18 protein-coding genes and 3 pseudogenes are annotated in these 17,911 nt (G+C 69.3%); 12 read left to right on the top strand and 9 right to left on the bottom strand.

The features are described from left to right. The first annotated feature begins 56 nt into the window (after nucleotides 1–56). Together AC07NF_RS24835 and AC07NF_RS24830 are read left to right on the top strand one after the other, a co-directional pair. Complete coding sequence (locus AC07NF_RS24835; RefSeq protein WP_494633357.1) at nucleotides 57–788, top strand: CPBP family intramembrane glutamic endopeptidase; 732 nt, start codon at nucleotides 57–59, stop codon at nucleotides 786–788. Between the two features lie 81 nt (nucleotides 789–869). After that, nucleotides 870–1,373, top strand: a complete 504-nt coding sequence (locus AC07NF_RS24830) for an FKBP-type peptidyl-prolyl cis-trans isomerase (protein ID WP_494633356.1) — start codon at nucleotides 870–872, stop codon at nucleotides 1,371–1,373. Between the two features lie 111 nt (nucleotides 1,374–1,484). Here the strand turns inward: AC07NF_RS24830 and rutA are convergent, their stop codons facing one another. The 3 genes from rutA to rutC all read right to left on the bottom strand — a co-directional run bounded on the left by rutA (nucleotide 1,485) and on the right by rutC (nucleotide 3,874). Beyond that, nucleotides 1,485–2,543 (bottom strand): pyrimidine utilization protein A, encoded by a 1,059-nt coding sequence (gene rutA / locus AC07NF_RS24825; protein WP_494633355.1) that lies wholly within the window; start codon nucleotides 2,541–2,543, stop codon nucleotides 1,485–1,487. A 4-nt stretch (nucleotides 2,544–2,547) separates the two neighbouring features. Continuing rightward, on the bottom strand, nucleotides 2,548–3,336 hold the full coding sequence (gene rutD / locus AC07NF_RS24820) for a pyrimidine utilization protein D (protein WP_494633452.1): 789 nt from the start codon (nucleotides 3,334–3,336) through the stop codon (nucleotides 2,548–2,550). Between the two features lie 148 nt (nucleotides 3,337–3,484). Beyond that, nucleotides 3,485–3,874 carry a pyrimidine utilization protein C gene (gene rutC, locus AC07NF_RS24815; protein ID WP_492918739.1) on the bottom strand — a complete coding sequence of 130 codons (390 nt, stop codon included), beginning with the start codon at nucleotides 3,872–3,874 and terminating at the stop codon, nucleotides 3,485–3,487. Nucleotides 3,875–3,903: 29 nt separating this feature from the next. Here rutC and AC07NF_RS24810 point away from each other — a divergent pair. After that, nucleotides 3,904–4,058, top strand: a pseudogene (locus tag AC07NF_RS24810) (hypothetical protein); the annotation flags it as partial. Here the strand turns inward: AC07NF_RS24810 and rutB are convergent. Then, complete coding sequence (rutB, locus tag AC07NF_RS24805) at nucleotides 4,024–4,740, bottom strand: pyrimidine utilization protein B (RefSeq protein ID WP_494633354.1); 717 nt, start codon at nucleotides 4,738–4,740, stop codon at nucleotides 4,024–4,026. The pseudogene AC07NF_RS24810 and the gene rutB sit on opposite strands and share 35 nt — an antisense overlap. Nucleotides 4,741–4,849: 109 nt before the next feature. Between rutB and rutR the strand changes: the two genes are divergently transcribed. Next, complete coding sequence (gene rutR / locus AC07NF_RS24800; RefSeq protein ID WP_494633353.1) at nucleotides 4,850–5,605, top strand: HTH-type transcriptional regulator RutR; 756 nt, start codon at nucleotides 4,850–4,852, stop codon at nucleotides 5,603–5,605. Nucleotides 5,606–5,663: 58 nt separating this feature from the next. Further along, entirely contained in the window at nucleotides 5,664–7,352 is a 1,689-nt protein-coding gene (locus AC07NF_RS24795) for a sensor histidine kinase (RefSeq protein ID WP_494633352.1), read from the top strand. Nucleotides 7,353–7,365: 13 nt separating this feature from the next. On the opposite strand, the pseudogene AC07NF_RS24790 reads toward AC07NF_RS24795, so the two are convergent. Next, nucleotides 7,366–7,475, bottom strand: a pseudogene (locus AC07NF_RS24790) (hypothetical protein); the annotation flags it as partial. A gap of 174 nt (nucleotides 7,476–7,649) precedes the next feature. On the opposite strand from AC07NF_RS24790, the gene AC07NF_RS24785 reads away from it, so the two are divergent. Together AC07NF_RS24785 and AC07NF_RS24780 are read left to right on the top strand one after the other, a co-directional pair. Next, complete coding sequence (locus AC07NF_RS24785) at nucleotides 7,650–9,245, top strand: flavin monoamine oxidase family protein (protein ID WP_494633351.1); 1,596 nt, start codon at nucleotides 7,650–7,652, stop codon at nucleotides 9,243–9,245. A gap of 5 nt (nucleotides 9,246–9,250) precedes the next feature. Further along, a complete protein-coding gene (locus AC07NF_RS24780; protein WP_494633350.1) occupies nucleotides 9,251–9,652 on the top strand; it encodes a c-type cytochrome in 402 nt (133 codons plus the stop codon). Nucleotides 9,653–9,796: 144 nt separating this feature from the next. On the opposite strand, the gene AC07NF_RS24775 is transcribed toward AC07NF_RS24780, so the two are convergent. The 3 genes from AC07NF_RS24775 to AC07NF_RS24765 all read right to left on the bottom strand — a co-directional run bounded on the left by AC07NF_RS24775 (nucleotide 9,797) and on the right by AC07NF_RS24765 (nucleotide 12,282). Further along, entirely contained in the window at nucleotides 9,797–10,261 is a 465-nt protein-coding gene (locus AC07NF_RS24775; protein ID WP_494633349.1) for an SRPBCC family protein, read from the bottom strand. Beyond that, the gene (locus tag AC07NF_RS24770; RefSeq protein WP_494633348.1) at nucleotides 10,258–10,599 is read right to left on the bottom strand and encodes an ArsR/SmtB family transcription factor; all 342 of its coding nucleotides are present in this window, start codon (nucleotides 10,597–10,599) and stop codon (nucleotides 10,258–10,260) included. Before AC07NF_RS24770 ends, AC07NF_RS24775 begins: the two co-directional genes overlap by 4 nt. Nucleotides 10,600–10,698: 99 nt before the next feature. After that, nucleotides 10,699–12,282: an aldehyde dehydrogenase (NADP(+)) gene (locus AC07NF_RS24765; RefSeq protein ID WP_494633347.1), complete on the bottom strand. Its 1,584-nt coding sequence runs from the start codon at nucleotides 12,280–12,282 to the stop codon at nucleotides 10,699–10,701. A gap of 588 nt (nucleotides 12,283–12,870) precedes the next feature. Here AC07NF_RS24765 and AC07NF_RS24760 point away from each other — a divergent pair. Continuing rightward, the gene (locus AC07NF_RS24760; RefSeq protein ID WP_494633346.1) at nucleotides 12,871–14,214 is read left to right on the top strand and encodes a DNA-packaging protein; all 1,344 of its coding nucleotides are present in this window, start codon (nucleotides 12,871–12,873) and stop codon (nucleotides 14,212–14,214) included. 102 nt (nucleotides 14,215–14,316) lie between these two features. Here AC07NF_RS24760 and AC07NF_RS24755 read toward each other — a convergent pair whose 3' ends face one another. Beyond that, entirely contained in the window at nucleotides 14,317–14,691 is a 375-nt protein-coding gene (locus AC07NF_RS24755; RefSeq protein ID WP_494633345.1) for an endonuclease domain-containing protein, read from the bottom strand. A gap of 25 nt (nucleotides 14,692–14,716) precedes the next feature. On the opposite strand from AC07NF_RS24755, the pseudogene AC07NF_RS24750 reads away from it, so the two are divergent. The 4 genes and pseudogenes from AC07NF_RS24750 to AC07NF_RS24735 all read left to right on the top strand — a co-directional run bounded on the left by AC07NF_RS24750 (nucleotide 14,717) and on the right by AC07NF_RS24735 (nucleotide 17,905). Beyond that, nucleotides 14,717–16,001, top strand: a pseudogene (locus AC07NF_RS24750) (phage portal protein). Beyond that, a complete protein-coding gene (locus AC07NF_RS24745) occupies nucleotides 15,998–16,252 on the top strand; it encodes a hypothetical protein (RefSeq protein WP_494633344.1) in 255 nt (84 codons plus the stop codon). Before AC07NF_RS24750 ends, AC07NF_RS24745 begins: the two are co-directional and overlap by 4 nt. After that, nucleotides 16,242–16,649 (top strand): HK97 family phage prohead protease, encoded by a 408-nt coding sequence (locus AC07NF_RS24740; RefSeq protein WP_494633343.1) that lies wholly within the window; start codon nucleotides 16,242–16,244, stop codon nucleotides 16,647–16,649. Before AC07NF_RS24745 ends, AC07NF_RS24740 begins: the two co-directional genes overlap by 11 nt. A 32-nt stretch (nucleotides 16,650–16,681) precedes the next feature. Further along, nucleotides 16,682–17,905 (top strand): phage major capsid protein, encoded by a 1,224-nt coding sequence (locus AC07NF_RS24735; RefSeq protein WP_494633342.1) that lies wholly within the window; start codon nucleotides 16,682–16,684, stop codon nucleotides 17,903–17,905. Nucleotides 17,906–17,911: the final 6 nt, after the last annotated feature.

Here is a 17,911-nt window from a genome sequence, read left to right as displayed (position 1 = left end):
AGGCGCGCGGCGCACCTCTAGGGTCGCAGGGGGTAAGCGTCCCGACGGAGTGTTGCGTGCGGCAGGGTAGGTTCGGGGTCTGGCCGCGCGTGAGCGCGCTGTTGCAGATCGTGGCGGTGATCGCCGTGCTGATGGCGGCCTCGCTGGCGCTGACGATGTACGTGGCGCCGTTGCTGCCCACGCCGGTGCGTCTGCCGGTCATGACGCTGGCGACCCTGGTCGCCGTGGTCTCGGGCGGACTGTTCCTGCTGCGCGACGGGATCTCGTACCGGGACCTGGGCCTGCGCCGGCCCGCGCGGTGGCGCGCCGTCCTGGGCTGGGCGGCGGCCGCCTTCGCGGTCGCCGAGCTGGGCGCCATGCTGCTGGGCGTGGTGTTCACCCGGGTCTTCGGCTGGCCCGCGCCGAACGTCGAGTACATCCGCGCCGTGATCGTCGCCGAGCCCGTCGCCTATGTCGCCTGGATCGCGGCGGCCTGGATCTGCGCGGCGCTGGGCGAGGAGCTGACGGCCCGGGGCTTCTTCATGAACCGATTGGGCCGGGTGTTTGGGAGCAGCCGGCGCGGCCTGGCGCTGGCGGCGATCGGCCAGGCGCTGATCTTCGGCCTGCTGCATGCGCCGCAAGGACCGTCCGGGGTGTTCATGACGACCTGGGCGGGCCTGGTGCTGGCCTGGGCCTACTACGCCTCGGGCCGCAACTTCTGGGCCGCGATCCTGGCCCATGGGGCGATGGACACCTTCGCGCTGACCCTGCTGTTCATGGGCTACTGGCCACCCGGCGCCGCCAGCTGACGGGGCGAAATTTCGCCGCGAAGTTCCGGTCAAGGACGGCTACGGTGTCGCCGACTGACACCAGCGTTCGAAAGACCCTTGATGCGCCTTCTCGCTCCTCTGGCCCTCGCGGCCTTTCTCGCCGCCGGCGCGGCTCACGCCCAGGTGACGCCGACCGCGCCGCCGCAGCTGAACGCCGGGCCGTCGGCCAACGCCGTCGCCGGCAAGGCCTTCCTGGACAAGAACGCCAAGGCGCCGGGCGTCGTGACCCTGCCGTCGGGGCTGCAATACAAGGTGGTGACCTCGGGTCCCAAGACCGGCCCGTCGCCGAAGCTGGGCGACATCATCAAGGTCCACTACGAGGGCAAGCTGCTGGACGGCACGGTGTTCGATAGCAGCTTCGCGCGCGGCAAGGCGGTGATCATGCCGGCCGACGGCCTGATCCCGGGCTGGCTGGAGGCCCTGCCGCTGATGAAGGTCGGCGACGAGTGGACGCTGTATATCCCGGCCGAGCTGGGCTACGGCGGGCGGGATATGGGGGAGATCCCGCCGGATAGCGTGCTGGTGTTTCGGCTGCAGCTGATCGGGATGCTGGCGGTCGACTGATCTCCCTTCCCCCTTGATGGGGGAAGGGCCGGGGATGGGGGTGATATGGCGGTTCCGCTTGCACGGCCGTGCTCACCCCCACCCAACCCTCCCCCATCAAGGGGGAGGGCTTTAGTTTCGCGACTTCATCAACGGCTGGATCCTCTCCCCAAAATCCTCGACCCCCTTCACGAAGTCGTCGAACGTCAGCAGCACCCCGGCCGTCCCCGGCACCGCGGCGATCTCGTCCATCATCCGGGCGATGCTCTCATAGCTGCCCACCAGGGTGCCCATGTTCAGGTTCACCGCCGACTCCGGCGCGGCCAGCTGGGTCGTGTTGGTCGTCGCCCCGGCCTTGGCATTGGGCGCCGCCTGGTTGGTCAGCCAGGCCAGCGCCTCCTGGTCCGCGCCGTCGCGGTAGGACTGCCACTTGGCCATCGCCTTCTCGTCGGTCTCGTCGGCGATGATCATGAACAGCAGGAACGACTGCACGTCGCGGCCGGTCTTTTCGGCCGCCGCCTCCAGTCGCTTGTTGACCGACGCGAACGCCGTCGGGGTGTTGGTCCCCTTGCCCAGGGCGAAGCTGTAGTCGGCATATTGCGCCGTGAAGGCCAGGCCCTCGTCGGACGAGCCGGCGCAGATCAGCTTGGTCTCCTTGGGGTGCGGGCTGACCCGGCAGTCGTCCATGGTGAAGTACTTGCCCTTGAAGTCCGAGACGCCGGTCTCCAGCAGCGCCTTCAGCACGGTCGTGTATTCGGCCAGGTAGTTGTAGCGGTCGGTATAGTGCTCTTCGCCCGGCCACAGGCCCATCTGCGAGTACTCGGCCTTCTGCCAGCCGGTCACCAGGTTGATGCCAAAGCGGCCAGGGGCGATCGAGTCGATGGTCGAGGCCATGCGCGCCACGATGGCCGGCGGGATGGTCAGGGTGGCGACGGTGGCGAAGATCTTGATCTTCGAGGTCACGGCGGCCAGGCCCGACATCAGGGTGAAGCTCTCGAGATTGTGCTCCCAGAACTGCGTCTTCCCGCCGAACCCGCGCAGCTTGATCATCGAGAGCGCGAAGTCGAAGCCGTACTTCTCGGCCTTCTGGGTGATCTCTTTGTTCAGCTCGAAGCTGGGCATGTACTGCGGAGAGTTCTCCGAGATCAGCCAGCCATTGTTGCCGATGGGGATGAAGACGCCGACCTGCATGTGATTATTCCCCCGCTAGAAATTTGATGAGGCCTTCGTTGAAGGTCTCGGGATCGGTGACGGTGAAGCCGTGGCCGCCCCAGGCGACCTGCTGGAAGTCGGCATTGGGCAGATGCGCGGCCATGCGTTGCGAGCACAGCGGCGGCACCAGCATGTCGTCGGCGGAGGCCGAGATCAGCACCCGGTGAGTGATCTCCTCCAGCCGCGCGTCGATGTCGAAGGCCAGCAACGCGTTGATCCGCGCCAGCATCACCTCGCGCGGCGGGAAGCCGGCCACGTGGTGGGCCTCCTCGGCCTGCAGGCGCGCGTGGTTCCGCGAGATCCAGTCGGCCGGATAGAGGAAGATCGGCTGGGCGTGGACATAGGCTTCCGGCCCGGTGTCGTTCAGCAGATGGATGCGGGTGTCGAAGCAGCGGCGGATGTGCGGATCGGGCCGGCTCCAGCCGTTGACCACGACCAGCTTGGCCAGGCGGTCGGGGTGGTCGAGGGCCAGCTGCAGGCCCGCATTGCCGCCGGCCGCGTGGCCGACCACGTGCGCCTTGGCCAGGCCCAGGGCGTCCATGACCTTGACCATGTCATCGGCCATGTGGGCGACGGTGTAGTGGGGCGGCAGCTCCCGCGTGCTGCGGCCCGTGCCCCGGTGGTCGTAGGTGACGACCGGCCAACGCTCGGTCAGCGCCGCCATCTGCGGCCCCCAGAACGCGCCCGAGCCGCCCAGGCCGGACGACAGCAGCACGACCTCTCGGCCGGCGACCGGACCGCCGTGCAGTTCGTAGAACAGGCCGTCGACCATTCCCGTGCTCACGACCCCACCCTCCATCCGCTCATCCCCGCGAAAGCGGGGACCCAAGCAGAGCCAGCGGATTTCAGCTCGGCCGCGCCACGCCCCGAAAGGCCGCTTGGGTCCCCGCTTTCGCGGGGATGGTCGGGGGAGGGAGGCATCACTTCTTACCGATGTGCGCCACGGAGGCGATCTCGACCACGAAACCGGGTTTCACCAGGCCGCACTGGATGCAGTAGCGGGCCGGTTTGTCGCCGGGGAAGTACTCGGCATAGACCTTGTTCATCGGCGCGTAGTGGGCCCAGTCGGTGACGAAGATGTGGTTCATGGTGATGTCCTCCATCGTGCCGCCGGCGGTCTCGATCACCGACTTGATGGTCTCCAGCACTTGGCGGGTCTGGGCCTCGGCGTCGTCGGGGAAGGCGACGTTGTTGTCCTTGTCGAAGGCCAGGGTGCCCGAGACATAGACGATCCCGTCGGCCAGGGTGCCGGGCGAGAACGGGGCGATGGGCGTGCCCGTGCCGGGCGGGGTGATGACGGTCTTGGGCATCTTCCTCGTTCCTCTTCCTAGTCCTAAAAGCGTGTCATCCCGGCCGCAGCGAAGCGGAGAGCCGGGACCCAGGGGTAACCGCGATGCGCCGGCCCCTGGGTCCCGGATCGACCTCTACGAGGTCGTCCGGGATGACACGGTGTGGGTGTTCATGAGGGGGACAATTGGCCAAAAGCCCCCTTGAAATCGGCCGTCGTCGACACCCAGCCGAAGAAGGTCTCGATGTTGAACAGCGCCGCCTTCTGCACGAACTCCGGCCCCGCCTGGTGGGTGGCGTCCTCCAGCACGGTGCCGAAATATTCCAGCATGAAGCCGTCGCGCAGGGTCGACTCCACGCAGACGTTCGTGGCGATGCCGACGAACACCAGGTGCCGGATCCCGCGCGCCCGCAGCACGCTGTCCAGCTGGCTGTTGAAGAACCCGGAATAGCGCGTCTTGTGCAGCTGGATGTCGCCCGGCTGGGGTTTGAGCTCATCGACCAGCTCGTAGTCCCACTGGCCGCGCGCCAGGAGCTTGCCGTGCAGCTCGGGCTTGGCGCGCATGGTCTTCAGCGCGTTGGACTTCCACCAGTTGGGCGAGCCCGGACCGCCGGCCTCGACGTACTGGTCGTCCCAGCCGTTCTGGAAATAGACCACCTGCATGCCGGCCGAGCGGGCCACCTCCAGCACGCCCTTGATCTGCTGGATCACCGCCGCCGCGCCCGAAATGTCGAAGCCGGCCAGGTCCAGATATCCGCCCGGCGAGGCGTAGGCGTTCTGCATGTCGATGACGATCACCGCCGTGGTCTTCGGGTCCACGGGGATCGGCTCGGGCCGGGCCGGCAGCATGACGGCGCCCGGCGAAAGAGGCGTGATCGGAGAGCTCATCGACGCGGCTCCTTGTGGTTCTCAGCGGGTATGGAATACCATCTCGCCGAACGTTGCAATCCGAACCATTCGGTCCATGTTTGACCAAATGGTCCAAGTTCGAGATCGCATGACCGACCCGGCGACCAAGACCGTCAAGGCTCCGCGCAAGACCGGGCCGAAACCGGCTGCCAAAGCGACACAAGTCGCCCGCAAGCTGGTCAAGGCCGCTCAAACCGTGGGCGACGGCGCCCCTGTGGATAACTTTCCGAAGGGGCGTCGGGCTCAGGCCGGGGAAGCCCGCAAGGCCGCGATCCTCAAGGCCGCCCTGGCCGTCTTCGCCCGCCAGGGCCTGGACGGTACGAGCGTCGAGGCCATCGCCCAGGCGGCCGGGATCTCCAAGGCCAACCTGCTCTACTACCACCCCTCCAAGGAGGCCCTGTACGTGGCGGTGCTGGAGCAGGGGCTCTCCCTGTGGTTGGCCCCGCTCTCCCGCTTCACCGCCGAAGAAGACCCCGCCGACGCCATCGCCGCCCTGATCGGCGCCAAGCTGGTCCTGAGCCGCGACCACCCCGAGGTCTCGCGCCTGTTCGCCCTGGAGATGTTGCGGGGGGCGCCGCTGCTCAAGCCGGTTCTCTCGGGGCCGCTGAAGGCGGTGTTCGACGCCAAGTGCGCGGTGGTTCAATCCTGGATCGACTCCGGAAAGCTCTTCCGGGTCGATCCGCCGCACCTGATCTTCGCGATCTGGGCCCTGACCCAGCACTATGCCGACTTCGCCGTCCAGGTGCGGGCGCTGGCCGGCAAGTCCTTGTCCGACAAGGCTTTCATGGACGAGACGCAGGCGGCCCTGACCACCTTGGTGCTGGACGGGGCAAGGCCCCGCTAGGCCGGCTGCGGCCACGCGCCACGTTCCCCTTATAGGCGAGCGCCGCCAGGGTGTCGCCATGGCGGGGACGACTTCCAACACCCAGACTGCCGGCGCCCAAACCGCCGGTGAGCGGCAGACGCGACTGATCGTCGGCATTGTCGGCGCGGCCGCCGTGCTGGTGCTCGTCTCGATCCTGGGGGCCCTGGCCCTGATGGCCCTGGCCGCCCGCGCGGTGGACCACAACGAGGCCAAGGACGAGATCGCCCTGGTCGACCGGACGATGTCGCGCACCCTGGACCGCATGGAGCGCGAGACGACCTCGGCCACCATCTGGGACGCGGCCTATCTGGCCACCGGCTGGACGATCGACCACGACTGGGCCGACCTCAACTTCGCCAAATATTATCGCACCCAGTTCAGCCACGACCTGACCTTCGTGATGAAGTCGGGCCAGGTGGCCTATGCCTCCAAGGCCGGCCTGCCGGTCAGGACGGCGGACTTGGGCGGCTTCCCCGCCGAGGCCGCCCGCCCCGCCGCCGACGTCGCCGCCGACGCCCGCATCGCCCGCCGGGCTGGCCGCCTCAGCTCGGCCGCCCAGGTGACCCGCACCGGCCTGATGCGCGTGGATGGCGCGACCTGGCTGGTGTCCCTGGCCGCCGTGACCCCCGAGAGCCAGGCCGGCGCCGACGCCTATGACGGCACCTCCGCCGTGGTGGTCACCGCCCGCCGGATCGATGCGGCCTTTGTGCGCCGCCTGGCCGACGATCTTGGCCTGCAAGGCCTGGCCTTCTCGAACGACGCCCACGGACCCCAGCCCCGCGTCGTGCTGCGCGACCTGAACGGCCATCCGGTCGGCGCCCTGGCCTGGGCCGCCGAGAACCCCGGCCTGTCGCTGGTCAAGGGCGTGGCCCCCTGGATCATCGCCGGCTTTCTCGTCTTGGCCGCCGCCGGCGTGGTGCTGCTGCGCCGCGTGGCCGAGGCCCTGCGCAAGCTGGAGACCGGCCGCATCGCCCTGATCGCCGCCAAGGAAGAGGCCGAGGCCGCCAACGCCGCCAAGACCCGCTTCCTGGCCAATATGAGCCACGAGGTCCGCACCCCGCTGAACGGCGTGCTGGGCATGGCTCAGGTGATGTCCGTCGACACCCTGAGCGAGCCCCAGGCCAAACGCCTGCGGATCTTGGAGGAGTCGGGCCAGTCGCTGCTGGCCCTGCTGAACGACATTCTGGACATCGCCCGCCTGGAGACCCGCGCGGTGCGCCTGCGGGCCGAGATCTTCGACCTGGCCGGCCTGGTCGAGGCCTCCTGCGCGGCCTTTTCGGGCGCGGCGGCGGCCAAGGGCCTGAACCTTACCGTCGACATCGCCCCGGACCTGCGCGGTCGCTGGACGGGCGATCCGATGCGCCTGCGCCAGGTGCTGGGCAACCTGGTGGCCAACGCCGTCAAGTTCACCGACGACGGCGGGGTCACCGTCCGCGTGCGTCCGGCGACCAAGGGCGGCCTGCGCTTCGAGGTCGAGGACACCGGCATGGGCGTCGCGCTGGAGCACCAGACCGAGCTCTTCAAGACCTTCTCCCAGGTCGACAGCTCGATCACCCGCGCCCACGACGGGGCGGGCCTGGGCCTGTCGATCTGCCGCGAACTGGTCGAACTGATGGGCGGCACGATCGGCATGCACAGCTCGCTGGGCCTGGGGTCCAGCTTCCACTTCACCGTGCCGCTGACGCAGGCGGCGGTGGAGCGGCCGGCGCTTCGGGTGGTGCGGTAGGGGCGTTGCGTGGCCCTCGTCCTTCGACAAGCTCAGGATGAGGACCAAGGTTAGGCCGGTTCAGTAAGAAACCTCATCCTGAGCTTGTCGAAGGACGAGGTTTCGGTCCCGCCACCTGCACACTTCGCACGCAGACCGACGTTCCTTGTGCCGATAATTCGGAGCCTCCGGCCCGACCTGCCCCATTTAACCACCCCCGCCTCTCGCCCCACCGCCCTGCGCCGTGACCCCCTGAGCCCGCACCGTCGGACTCTCTCTCCGAGTCTTGGGCGGTTCAGTAGGGGATGGGCTTTCAAGATGGATTCGCGTTCAGGGGCGCCGACTCGGCGTCAGCTGCTTTCCGCCATTGCCAAGGTCGGCGGCACGGCGGCCCTCTATCAGGCGATGACCACGCTGGGCCATGCGGCCGAGACCCAGTTCCATGGGCCGCCGAACCTGCAAGGCGCGCGGTCGGGGGCCAAGGTGATCGTGCTGGGCGCGGGCCTGGCGGGCATGCTGGCGGCGTTCGAGCTGCGCAAGGCCGGCTACGAGGTCCAGATCCTGGAATTCCAGAACCGCGCCGGCGGCCGCAACTGGTCCCTGCGCGGGGGCGACACCTACACCGAGCTGGGCGGCGCGACCCAGAAGGTCGGCTTCGCCCAAGGCAACTACCTGAACCCGGGCCCCTGGCGGATCCCGCACCACCACCGGACCCTGCTGCACTACTGCAAGCAGTTCGGCGTGGCCCTGGAGCCGTTCATCCAGTTCAACCACTCGGGCTGGGTCCACTCGTCCCAGGCCTTCGGCGGCAAGCCGGTGCGCTTCAACGCCGCCGCCGCCGACTTCGAGGGCAATATCGCCGAGCTCTTGGCCAAGTCGGTCAACGCCAAGGCCCTGGACGACACCGTCACCCAGGAAGACCGCGACAAGCTGCTGGAGGCCCTGAAGGGCTGGGGCATGCTGGACAAGGACTACAAGTACTCGGCGTCCCTGCGGGCCTCGTCGCACCGGGGCTTCGAGCGGCCGGGCGGCGGCGGCGTCAACGGCGCGCCGATCCCGTCCAAGGACCTCTACAGCCTGCACGACGTGCTGGACCCGCAGGTCTGGACCTCGATGGCCTTCTTCATGGGCAGCGAGATGCAGACCACCATGTTCCAGCCGGTGGGCGGCATGGACATGATCGGCAAGGCCTTCGCACGCCAAGTCGACGGGCTGGTGACCTACAACGCCAAGGTCAGCAAGATCGCCCAGGACGACAAGGGCGTCGTGGTCAGCTGGACCGACACCGTCACCGGCAAGACCGCCGACGCCAAGGCCGACTACTGCGTCTGCACCATCCCGCTCAGCATCCTGGGCCAGATGGACCTGGCCGTGACCGACGAGATGATGGCCGCCATCAAGGCCGTGCCGTACTCGGGCCAGGTCAAGATCGGCTTGGAGATGAAGCGCCGCTTCTGGGAGGAGGACGACTACATCTATGGCGGTCACAGCTTCACCGACCAGGAGATCGGCCTGATCTCGTATCCGAACAACAACATGTTCGGGAACGGGCCGGCGGTGCTGCTGGGCGCCTTTGCCCGCGACCTGGGGGCCTTCCGCCTGGCCGGCATGACGCCCGAGCAGCGGATCGAGGTGGCCTTGGCGCAGGGCTCGGTGCTGCACCCGGAAAGCTATCGCAAGGAGTTCTCCAACGGCGCCTCGGTGGCCTGGAGCCGCGTGCCCTGGACCCTGGGCTGCTGCGCCCGCTGGAACGAGGAGACCCGTAAGGAGCACTACCAGACCCTGGTGGCCATGGACCGCCGGATCGTCCTGGCCGGCGAGCACGCCAGCTACGTCGGCTGCTGGATGGAGGGCGCGCTGCTGTCGTCCATCGACGCCATCACCCGTCTGCACAAGCGCGCGCTGGAGGCTTGAGGCTCATGAAGAAGTTCGTTGTTCTGACGGCGCTGTTGCTGGCGTCTCCGGCCGTGGCGCAAGACTCGGCCGGCGGCGTCGTCCGCGCGGCCAAGCCCGTGACCGGCGAGCAGGTCTACAGCCAGGTCTGCCAGGCCTGCCACATGGGCGACGCCAAGGGCGCGACGGGGGCGGGGACGGTTCCGGCCTTGGCCAGTAATCCGAAGCTGGCGGGGGCGGCCTATCCGATCATGGTCGTGGCCGGCGGGAAGGGTGGGATGCCGGGGTTCTCTGGCACGCTGTCTAACGCCCAGATGGCGGAGGTGGTGACCTATGTGCGGACCCACTTTGGCAATGCGTACGCCAAGCCGGTGACGGAAGCGGACGTGGCGAAACTGGCCAAGCCGCCGCCGGCGGCGAGTCACTGAGGGCTCAGCGGTCGCGGGTAACAAGATCCTCCCCCTAGCGGGGGAGGTGTCGCCGTAGGCGACGGAGGGGGAAGTAGCGGGTTATCCGGTTACTTCCCCCTCCGGCCTTCGGCCGCCTCCCCCACGGGGGGAGGGTCTGGCGCGTTACGCCGCCGCCTCCACGATCGGCGCGATCGAGTCCAGCTGCCAGCGGATGCCGTGCTCACGCCCCTCGGCCGAGTAGTACCCGTCCAGGAACGCCCCCACCTCAGTGATCACCAGCCGGGTCTTCTCCCCCTCGGCCCGGAACTCCAACGTCGCCACCGACGCCGAGGCCAGCGGCTCGCCGTGGTGCATCCAGTACGCATAGACGATCCGCTCATTCGGGATGATCTCCAGATACCGGTTGTAGAACCGGTGCGGCGGCTCGCCCGGCGGGCCGCCGATGCTGTGTTCCTCGCCGCCCACACGGAAGTCGTACTTCTGGTCGGGCACGCCCCATTCGTCGGGGCCCTTGAACCACAGCTTCTTCTTCTCCGGATCGGCGAAGGCAGCGAACACCCGGGCGGGCGAGGCGGCATAGGTGCGCTCCACGACGAAGGTCGCGTGGATGGCGTTGCGGTCGGTCATTTCGGCGTTTCCTCGTCTTCGGCCGCCAGGAAATCCCCCAGGCGGTCGAGGCGTCGCTCCCACTGGGTGCGCCTCTGGTTGATCCATTGTTCGGCCAGACTGAGGACGTCGGGGTTCATCCGGCAGGTGCGCACCCGGCCGACCTTTTCCGACGCCACGATCCCGCCCGCCTCCAGCATGGCCAGGTGCTGCATGACCGCCGGCAGGGACATGTCGAGCGGCCTGGCCAGTTCGCTCACCGAGGCGGGGCCTTGGCTGAGCCGCTCGACCATGCTGCGCCGCGCGGGATCCGCGAGGGCCTGGAACATGAGGTCGAGCGAGGGTTGTTGGTTAGGCATGGGGTTAAGTATCGAGGCGCAACTCGATAGTCAAGCGATTGCCTAAGTATCGCAGCAAACAAAAGCCCGCCGCTCCGGAAGGGGCGGCGGGCTCTTGTTTTAGGCCGTGCGGACCTTGCCATCGACCCGGCGGGCGATGCCCAGCGGGTTCTCGGTCTTCAGCTCCGCCGGCAGCAGGGCTTCGGGCAGGTTCTGGTAGCTGACCGGGCGCAGGAAGCGAGCGATGGCCAGGGTGCCGACCGAGGTCGCGCGGCCGTCCGAGGTGGCCGGGAACGGGCCGCCGTGGACCATGGCCGGGGCCACTTCCACGCCGGTGCCAAAGCCGTTGACCAGGATGCGGCCTGCCTTCAGCTCCAGGGCCGGCAGCAGGGCGGCGGTCAGGGCGTGGTCGACCTCTTCCAGGTGGATGGCGATGGTCAGCTGGCCTTCCAGGGCGTCGATGACCTTGGCCAGCTCGGCCTCGTCCTTGGCGCGCACCACCACCGAGGCGGCCCCGAAGACCTCCTCGTGCAGGCGCGGATTGGCCAGGAAGTCGGCGGCGGCGACGCTGAACAGCGCCGCGCGACCGGTGTGGCTGCCGTCGGGACCGGGCACGCCGCGCGCCACGGTGGTGACTTCCTTGGCCTCGGTCAGGGCCGCGACGCCATGGGCGAAGGCCTTGCAGATGCCGGGGGTCAGCATGACCGATGCAGGCGCGGCCTCGACCGCCTTGCCGGCGGCTTCGACGAACGCATCCAGCTCCGGCCCGTCGATGGCCAGGATCAGGCCGGGATTGGTGCAGAACTGGCCCGCGCCCAGGGTCAGGGCGGCGACAAAGTCCGGGGCGATCTTGTCGGCGCGCACCTTCAGGGCGCCCGGCAGCAGGATCACCGGATTGATGCTGCTCATCTCGGCATAGAACGGGATCGGCTCAGGGCGGCCCTGGGCGATGGCCAGCAAAGCGAGGCCGCCACGGCGCGAGCCGGTGAAGCCAGCGGCCTTGACGCGCGGATCGGCGACCAGGGCCTGGCTGACCTCATAGCCGCTGTCGTGGATCATCGAGAACACGCCCGGATGCAGGCCGACCGAAGCCACGGCCGCCTGGATGGCGCGGCCGACCAGCTCCGACGTGCCGGGGTGCGCGGGGTGAGCCTTGACGATGACCGGGCAGCCGGCCGCCAGGGCCGAGGCGGTGTCGCCGCCGGCCACCGAGAAGGCCAGCGGGAAGTTGCTCGCGCCGAACACGGCCACCGGGCCCAGCGGCACGTTGCGCAGGCGCAGGTCGGGACGCGGCAGCGGCTTGCGCTCGGGCAGGGCCGGGTCGACGCGGGCTTCCAGGAAGCCGCCGTCGCGCAGCACGCTGGCGAACAGGCGCAGCTGGCCGGTGGTGCGGGCGCGCTCGCCCTCCAGGCGCGGGCGGGGCAGGCCGGTCTCGGCCATGACGCGGACGATCAGGTCGTCGCCGATCGCCTCGATGTGCTCGGCGATGGCTTCCAGGAACGTGGCGCGGGTCTCGTAGGGCAGGGCGCGGTAGCCGGCGAAGGCCTCGTGCGCCAGGGCGGCGGCCTCTTCGACATCGGCCTTGGTCGCGCCGCCGAACGCGGGCTCCAGGACCTCGCCGGTGGCGGGGTTCTCGCCGCGGATCTCGCCGTTGGTTCCCTTGCGGCTCTCGCCGCCGATCAGAAGCTCGCCCGTCAGATGCACGTTCGTCGTCCTCGCATTTCAGTCTCGAGCGCCATATGGGCGCGGTACCATGACAAGTCCAATGCGATTGGCGGATCGGTGGGGTGTGGGCGGTGGATCGTCCACAGGAAGGTCAAAAGATCCTCCCCCTGATGGGGGAGGTGGCCGAAGGCCGGAGGGGGAACAAGTCCTGGCGCCGGTCTCTTCCCCCTCCGTCGGCTGCGCCGACACCTCCCCCGCTGGGGGGAGGATCTGGGAGTACGGGGATTGAGGGCGCTGAACGCTCGGCGTTCGCGAGATCGACTCCGGCGAATTCAACGACTTGTCACTTTTACGCCGGTCCCAATCATCCGCGCCCGCTGGCGCCGTATCTTTGTGTCATGGCCGAGAGAAGCAACGGAGCGCAGGGCTGGAGCGAGACGCTGCAGACCCGCCTCAAGGGCAAGATGGACACGTTGATCGACGCGTTCCTGTCCACCGACGATCCCGCCGAGAAAGCTCAGATCGAGAAGGACGCCCGCACCTGCGGGGTGTTCGCCCGATCGGCCAAGGCGATCGAAACCATGGTCCCCGAACCCAAGATCAAGCCCGCCGCCGACGAAGCGGCCAATGACGATGAGGCTTCCATGCATGACGGCATCCCCGACGATCCCGAAGAGCTTCAAGCCGCTCTTGCCGAGCGCTTCACCCGCATGGCCGACCTCATCGAACGCAAGCGGCGCGCCGCCGTGGATGGGGCTGGAGGCGCTGGACCGGCAACGTCTGCTGAGTGCGTGGCTCGCCGACCCGCTGGAGCACCAGCAGAGCCCTGACTACGAGCCCTGGACCACCTGGCTGATGCTGGGCGGACGCGGCGCGGGCAAGACCTTCGCCGGCGCCCGCTGGATCACCCACAAGGCGCTGGTCCATCCGACCTTGGCGCTGGTTGGTCCTACCTTGCACGACGTGCGCGAGGTGATGATCGAAGGGCCGTCGGGGCTGAAGGCGATGGGCGGGCCGCTGTTTCGCCCGCGCTGGGAAGCCTCCCGCCGCCGCCTGGTCTGGCCCAATGGCGCGGTGGCCTACGCCTTCTCGGCGGAGGATCCCGACAGCCTGCGTGGGCCCCAGTTCCACGCCGCCTGGGCCGACGAGTTCTGCGCTTGGCGCCGGCCCGCCGAGACCCTGGCCATGCTGCGGTTCGGCCTGCGCCTGGGGACCGACCCGCGCCTGGTCGTGACCTCGACGCCCAAACCCAGCAGGGCGCTGAAGGCCCTGATGGCTGAGCCCGGCGTGGCCCTGACGCGCGCCGGCACCTCCGCCAATGCCGGCAACCTGGCGCCGGCGTTCCTGCGGACGCTGGAGAGCCTCTATGGCGGCACGCGGCTGGCCGCCCAGGAGCTGGACGGGATCATCGTCGAGACCGACGGCGGCCTGTTTCGGGCCGAGGACCTGGCAAGGTGTAGGGCGGCGAGGCCCGCGCGGCTGGACCGCGTGGTCGTGGCCGTGGATCCGCCCGCTACCGCGGGCGGCGACGCCTGCGGGATCGTGGTCGTGGGACGCCGGGACGACCGGGCGTTCGTGCTGGCCGACGAGACCGCGCGGGGCTTGTCGCCGGCAGGCTGGGCCGGCAAGGCGGTCGCCGCCGCGCGGATGTGGGCGGCTGACGCGCTCGTGGCCGAGGCCAACCAGGGCGGCGACATGGTCCGCTCGGTGCTGGCCCAGGCCGATCCGCCGTGCCGGGTGAAGCTGGTGAAGGCGAGCGTCGGCAAGCGGGCCCGCGCCGAGCCGGTGGCGGCCTTGTACGAGCAGGGCCGGGTCCTGCACTGCGGGGCCTTTCCGGCGTTGGAGGAGGAGTTGATGGCGCTGGGGTCCGGGGACCTGGAGCACAGTCCGGACCGGGCGGATGCGCTGGTGTGGGCGGTGGGTGAGTTGATGCTGGGTGTGGGGCGTGCGCCGCGGTTGCGGTCGCTCTGACTCAGCACAGGCCCCCACCTGACCTCGCTTCGCGAGGTCTGTCCGCCCCCAAGCGGGGCGGAAAGGGAACCAGTCCGCTCTGCGCTTACCCGGGCGCATAGATCAAGATCCTCCCCCGCGATGCGGGGGAGGTGGCCCGGAGGGCCGGAGGGGGCGAGCTCTGAGATACTCCAGTATGCTCTTGGCCGCCCCTTCTGGGGCCTCAAGTACATCGCGCGCTGGGATGCGGAGCGTCTCGACCTGTCGAGACGCCAGCCAGGCGTCGCGCCTTACGTCTCTCGCGGGGTGATCGTCGAAGGCGTGCTGTTCTCCATCGACTTCAACGGCCAGCCTCACGCTCTCGCAATAGAAGTCCAGAATGTAGGGACCCACCGGATGCTGGCGGCGAAACTGAAGTCCGCCAAGCCGGCGTCCCTTCAGTTCCAGCCACAACAGCACCTCCGGCAGCGTCAGCTCCCGACGAAAGCGTTGCGCCATCAGTCTTCGCTCGAGTGGCGGTCTCATCTGTTCTGCCCGCGCTAGCCCCCTCCGACCCTCTGGGCCACCTCCCCCGCAACGCGGGGGAGGATCTGGATCGTGCGGCCTCTTCGTCACCACTATAACTTGTTCCTATTTCGTTCTCAACTCCGAACGCGGAGCCCTCAGTCATGCCCCTCTTCAAACCCCGCCCGCCGGAGGCCAAAGACTCCCGCGCCGCGCGCCTGATCGCCCTCACCACCGGCGGCCGCCCGCAGTGGACGCCCCGCGACTATGGCGCCCTGGCCGCCGAGGGTTTCGCCAAGAACCCCGTCGCCTATCGCTGCACCCGCCTGATCGCCGAGGCCGCCGCCTCGACGCCGCTGGCCGTGTTCGTCAACGGCCAACGCGCCGACGATCACCCGCTCAAGAAACTCCTCGACCGCCCCAACCCCGAGCAAGGCGGCCCCGATCTGATGGAGGCGTTCTTCGGCAGCCTGCAGGTCGCCGGTAACGCCTATCTGGAAGCCGCCGGCGACGCTCAGCCGTCGGAGCTCTACGCCCTGCGCTCCGACCGCATGACCCTGGTCCCCGGACCGCGCGGCTGGCCGCTGGCCTATGACTACCAGGCCGCCGGCCGCACGGTGCGGATCGCCCGCGACGCCGATGGCTGGCTGCCCGTCCTGCACCTGAAACTCTTCAACCCCACGAGCGACCACTACGGCTTCTCGCCGCTCGAGGCCGCCGCCTTCGCGATCGACGTGCACAACGCCTCCAGCGCCTGGAACAAGGCGCTGCTGGACAACTCCGCTCGGCCGTCCGGGGCGCTGGTCTACTCGAGCAAGGACGCCGGCGACCGTCTGACCGACGAGCAGTTCGATCGGCTGAAGACCGAACTCTCCGCCGCCCATTCCGGCCAGGCCAACGCCGGCCGGCCGCTGCTGCTGGAGGGCGGCCTCGACTGGCGTGCCATGTCGCTGACGCCCGCCGAGATGGATTTCACCGAGGGCAAGCACGCCGCCGCCCGCGAGATCGCCCTGGCGTTCGGGGTGCCGCCGCAGCTGCTGGGCATCCCCGGCGACAACACCTACGCCAACTATCGCGAGGCCAACGCCGCCTTCTGGCGCGGCACGGTGGTCCCGCTGGCCGAGCGTGCCGCCCGCGCCCTGACCGGCTGGCTGGGAGCGAAGTTCCCTGGCGCGCGGATCGCCCCGGACCTAGACGCCGTGCCGGCCCTGTCGGCCGAGCGCGACGCCCTGTGGAGCCGGCTGCAGGCCGCGACCTTCCTGACCGATCCCGAGCGTCGTCGCCTGGCGGGGCTGGAACATTGAGCCCGGCCGTCAACCGCTGGCGGTTCGACCGTCAGGTGTCGCTGGGCCTGGTCATCACCGTCTTTCTCCAGGCCGCCGCCGCCCTGATGTGGGCCGGCCGCGCCTCGGCCCGGATCGACGACATGCAGCGGCGCCTGGACGCCCAGGCTCCGGTCGCCGAGCGCCTCGCCCGCCTGGAGGCGCAGGCCGACGCCAGCCGCCAGAGCCTGGCCCGCATCGAAGCCCGCCTGGAGCGCAGCCATGAGCGATGAGCTGAAGATCGAGGGCTACGCCTCGCTGTTCTGGACCCGCGACCTCAACGACGACGTCACCGCCGCCGGCGCCTTCGCCGAGAGCCTGGCGCAGGGCGCGCCGGTGGTGATGCTGCACCAGCACGACGAGGCCGAGCCGGTCGGCGTCTGGGACGAGGTCGTCGAGGACGCCAAGGGCCTGTTCGTGCGTGGCCGTATCCTGAAGACCACACCGCGTGGCCGTCTGGTCGCCGCGCTGGTCGAGGCCGGCGCCCTGGACGGCCTCTCCATCGGCTTTCGCCAGGTCAAGGCCCGCACCCAGGGCCGCCTGCGCGTGCTGTCCCGCGTCGAGCTGTGGGAGGTGTCGATCGTGACCTTCCCGATGCTGCCCCAGGCGCGGCTCACCCGATCCGCCTAGCGGATATCTGCTCCCAAAACCCGGAGATCCCCATGAAGGAAACCAAACACGCGGCCTCGCCCGAGGCCCGCGCGGCGCTGGCTGACGTCTTGACGGCGTTCGAGAGCTTCAAGGCCGCCAACGACCAGCGGCTATCGGCCATCGAGACCAAGCGCGTCGACGTCCTGCTGGAAGAGAAGGTCGGCCGCATCGACGAGGCTATGTCCCGCGCCCAGGATCGCCTGGACCGGATCATGGCCGACCTCCGCCGGCCCGGTCTTGGCGGTGACGCGCCGGTCGCGCAGGTCGACGAACGCAAGGCCGCCTTCGACCGCTACGTGAAGACCGGCGAGACGCCCGCCGCGCTGCTGGAAGCCAAGGGCCTGTCGGAAAGCGTCGCCACCGCCGGCGGTTATGTCGCGCCGCCCGAGCTGGAACGGCTGATCCTGCGTCGCCTGGCGGCCACCAGCCCGATGCGCGAGATCTGCCAGGTCCGCACCATCGGCGCCGGCACGTTCCGCAAGCCGGTGTCGCCGACCGGCCTGGCCGCCGCCTGGGTGGCCGAGACCGCCGCGCGGCCTGAGACGACCGCGCCCACCCTGGACGTCATCGACTTCCCGGCCGGCGAGCTCTACGCCAGCCCGGCCGCGACCCAGGCCCTGCTGGACGACGCCTATGTCAGCATCGACGAGTGGCTGGCCGAGGAGGTGCAGGACGCCTTCGCCGCCCAGGAGACGACGGCCTTCGTGACCGGCGACGGGGTCAACAAGCCCAAGGGCCTCTTGGCCTACACCGCCGCGCCGGACGTCAGCTACACCTGGGGTCAGGTCGGCTATCTGGCCACCGGCGTCGCGGGCGCCTGGCCGGCCAGCAATCCGACCGACAAGCTGATCGACCTGATCTACGCGGCCAAGACCCAGTACCGCCAGAACGGCCGCTTCGTGATGAACCGCCGCACGGTCAGCGCGGTGCGCAAGTTCAAGGACGCGCAGGGCAACTACATCTGGAACGCGGCCCTGCAGCCGGGCCAGTCGGCGAGCCTGCTCGGCTTCCCGGTCACCGAGATCGAGGCCATGCCGGACGCCGCCGCCAACGCCTGCCCGATCGCGTTCGGTGACTTCGAGAAGGGCTACCTGATCGTCGACCGCGCCGGCGTGCGGGTGCTGCGCGACCCGTACTCGGCCAAGCCGCACGTGCTGTTCTACACCACCAAGCGCGTCGGCGGCGGGGTGCAGAACTTCGACGCGATCAAGCTGCTGAAGTTCGCGGCGTCGTAGCCGCTT

The organism is Caulobacter sp. GW821-FHT10A06 (assembly GCF_059415805.1).
The sequence above is the reverse complement of the archived record's forward strand: the minus strand, read 5'-3'. Positions and strand labels throughout refer to the sequence as shown.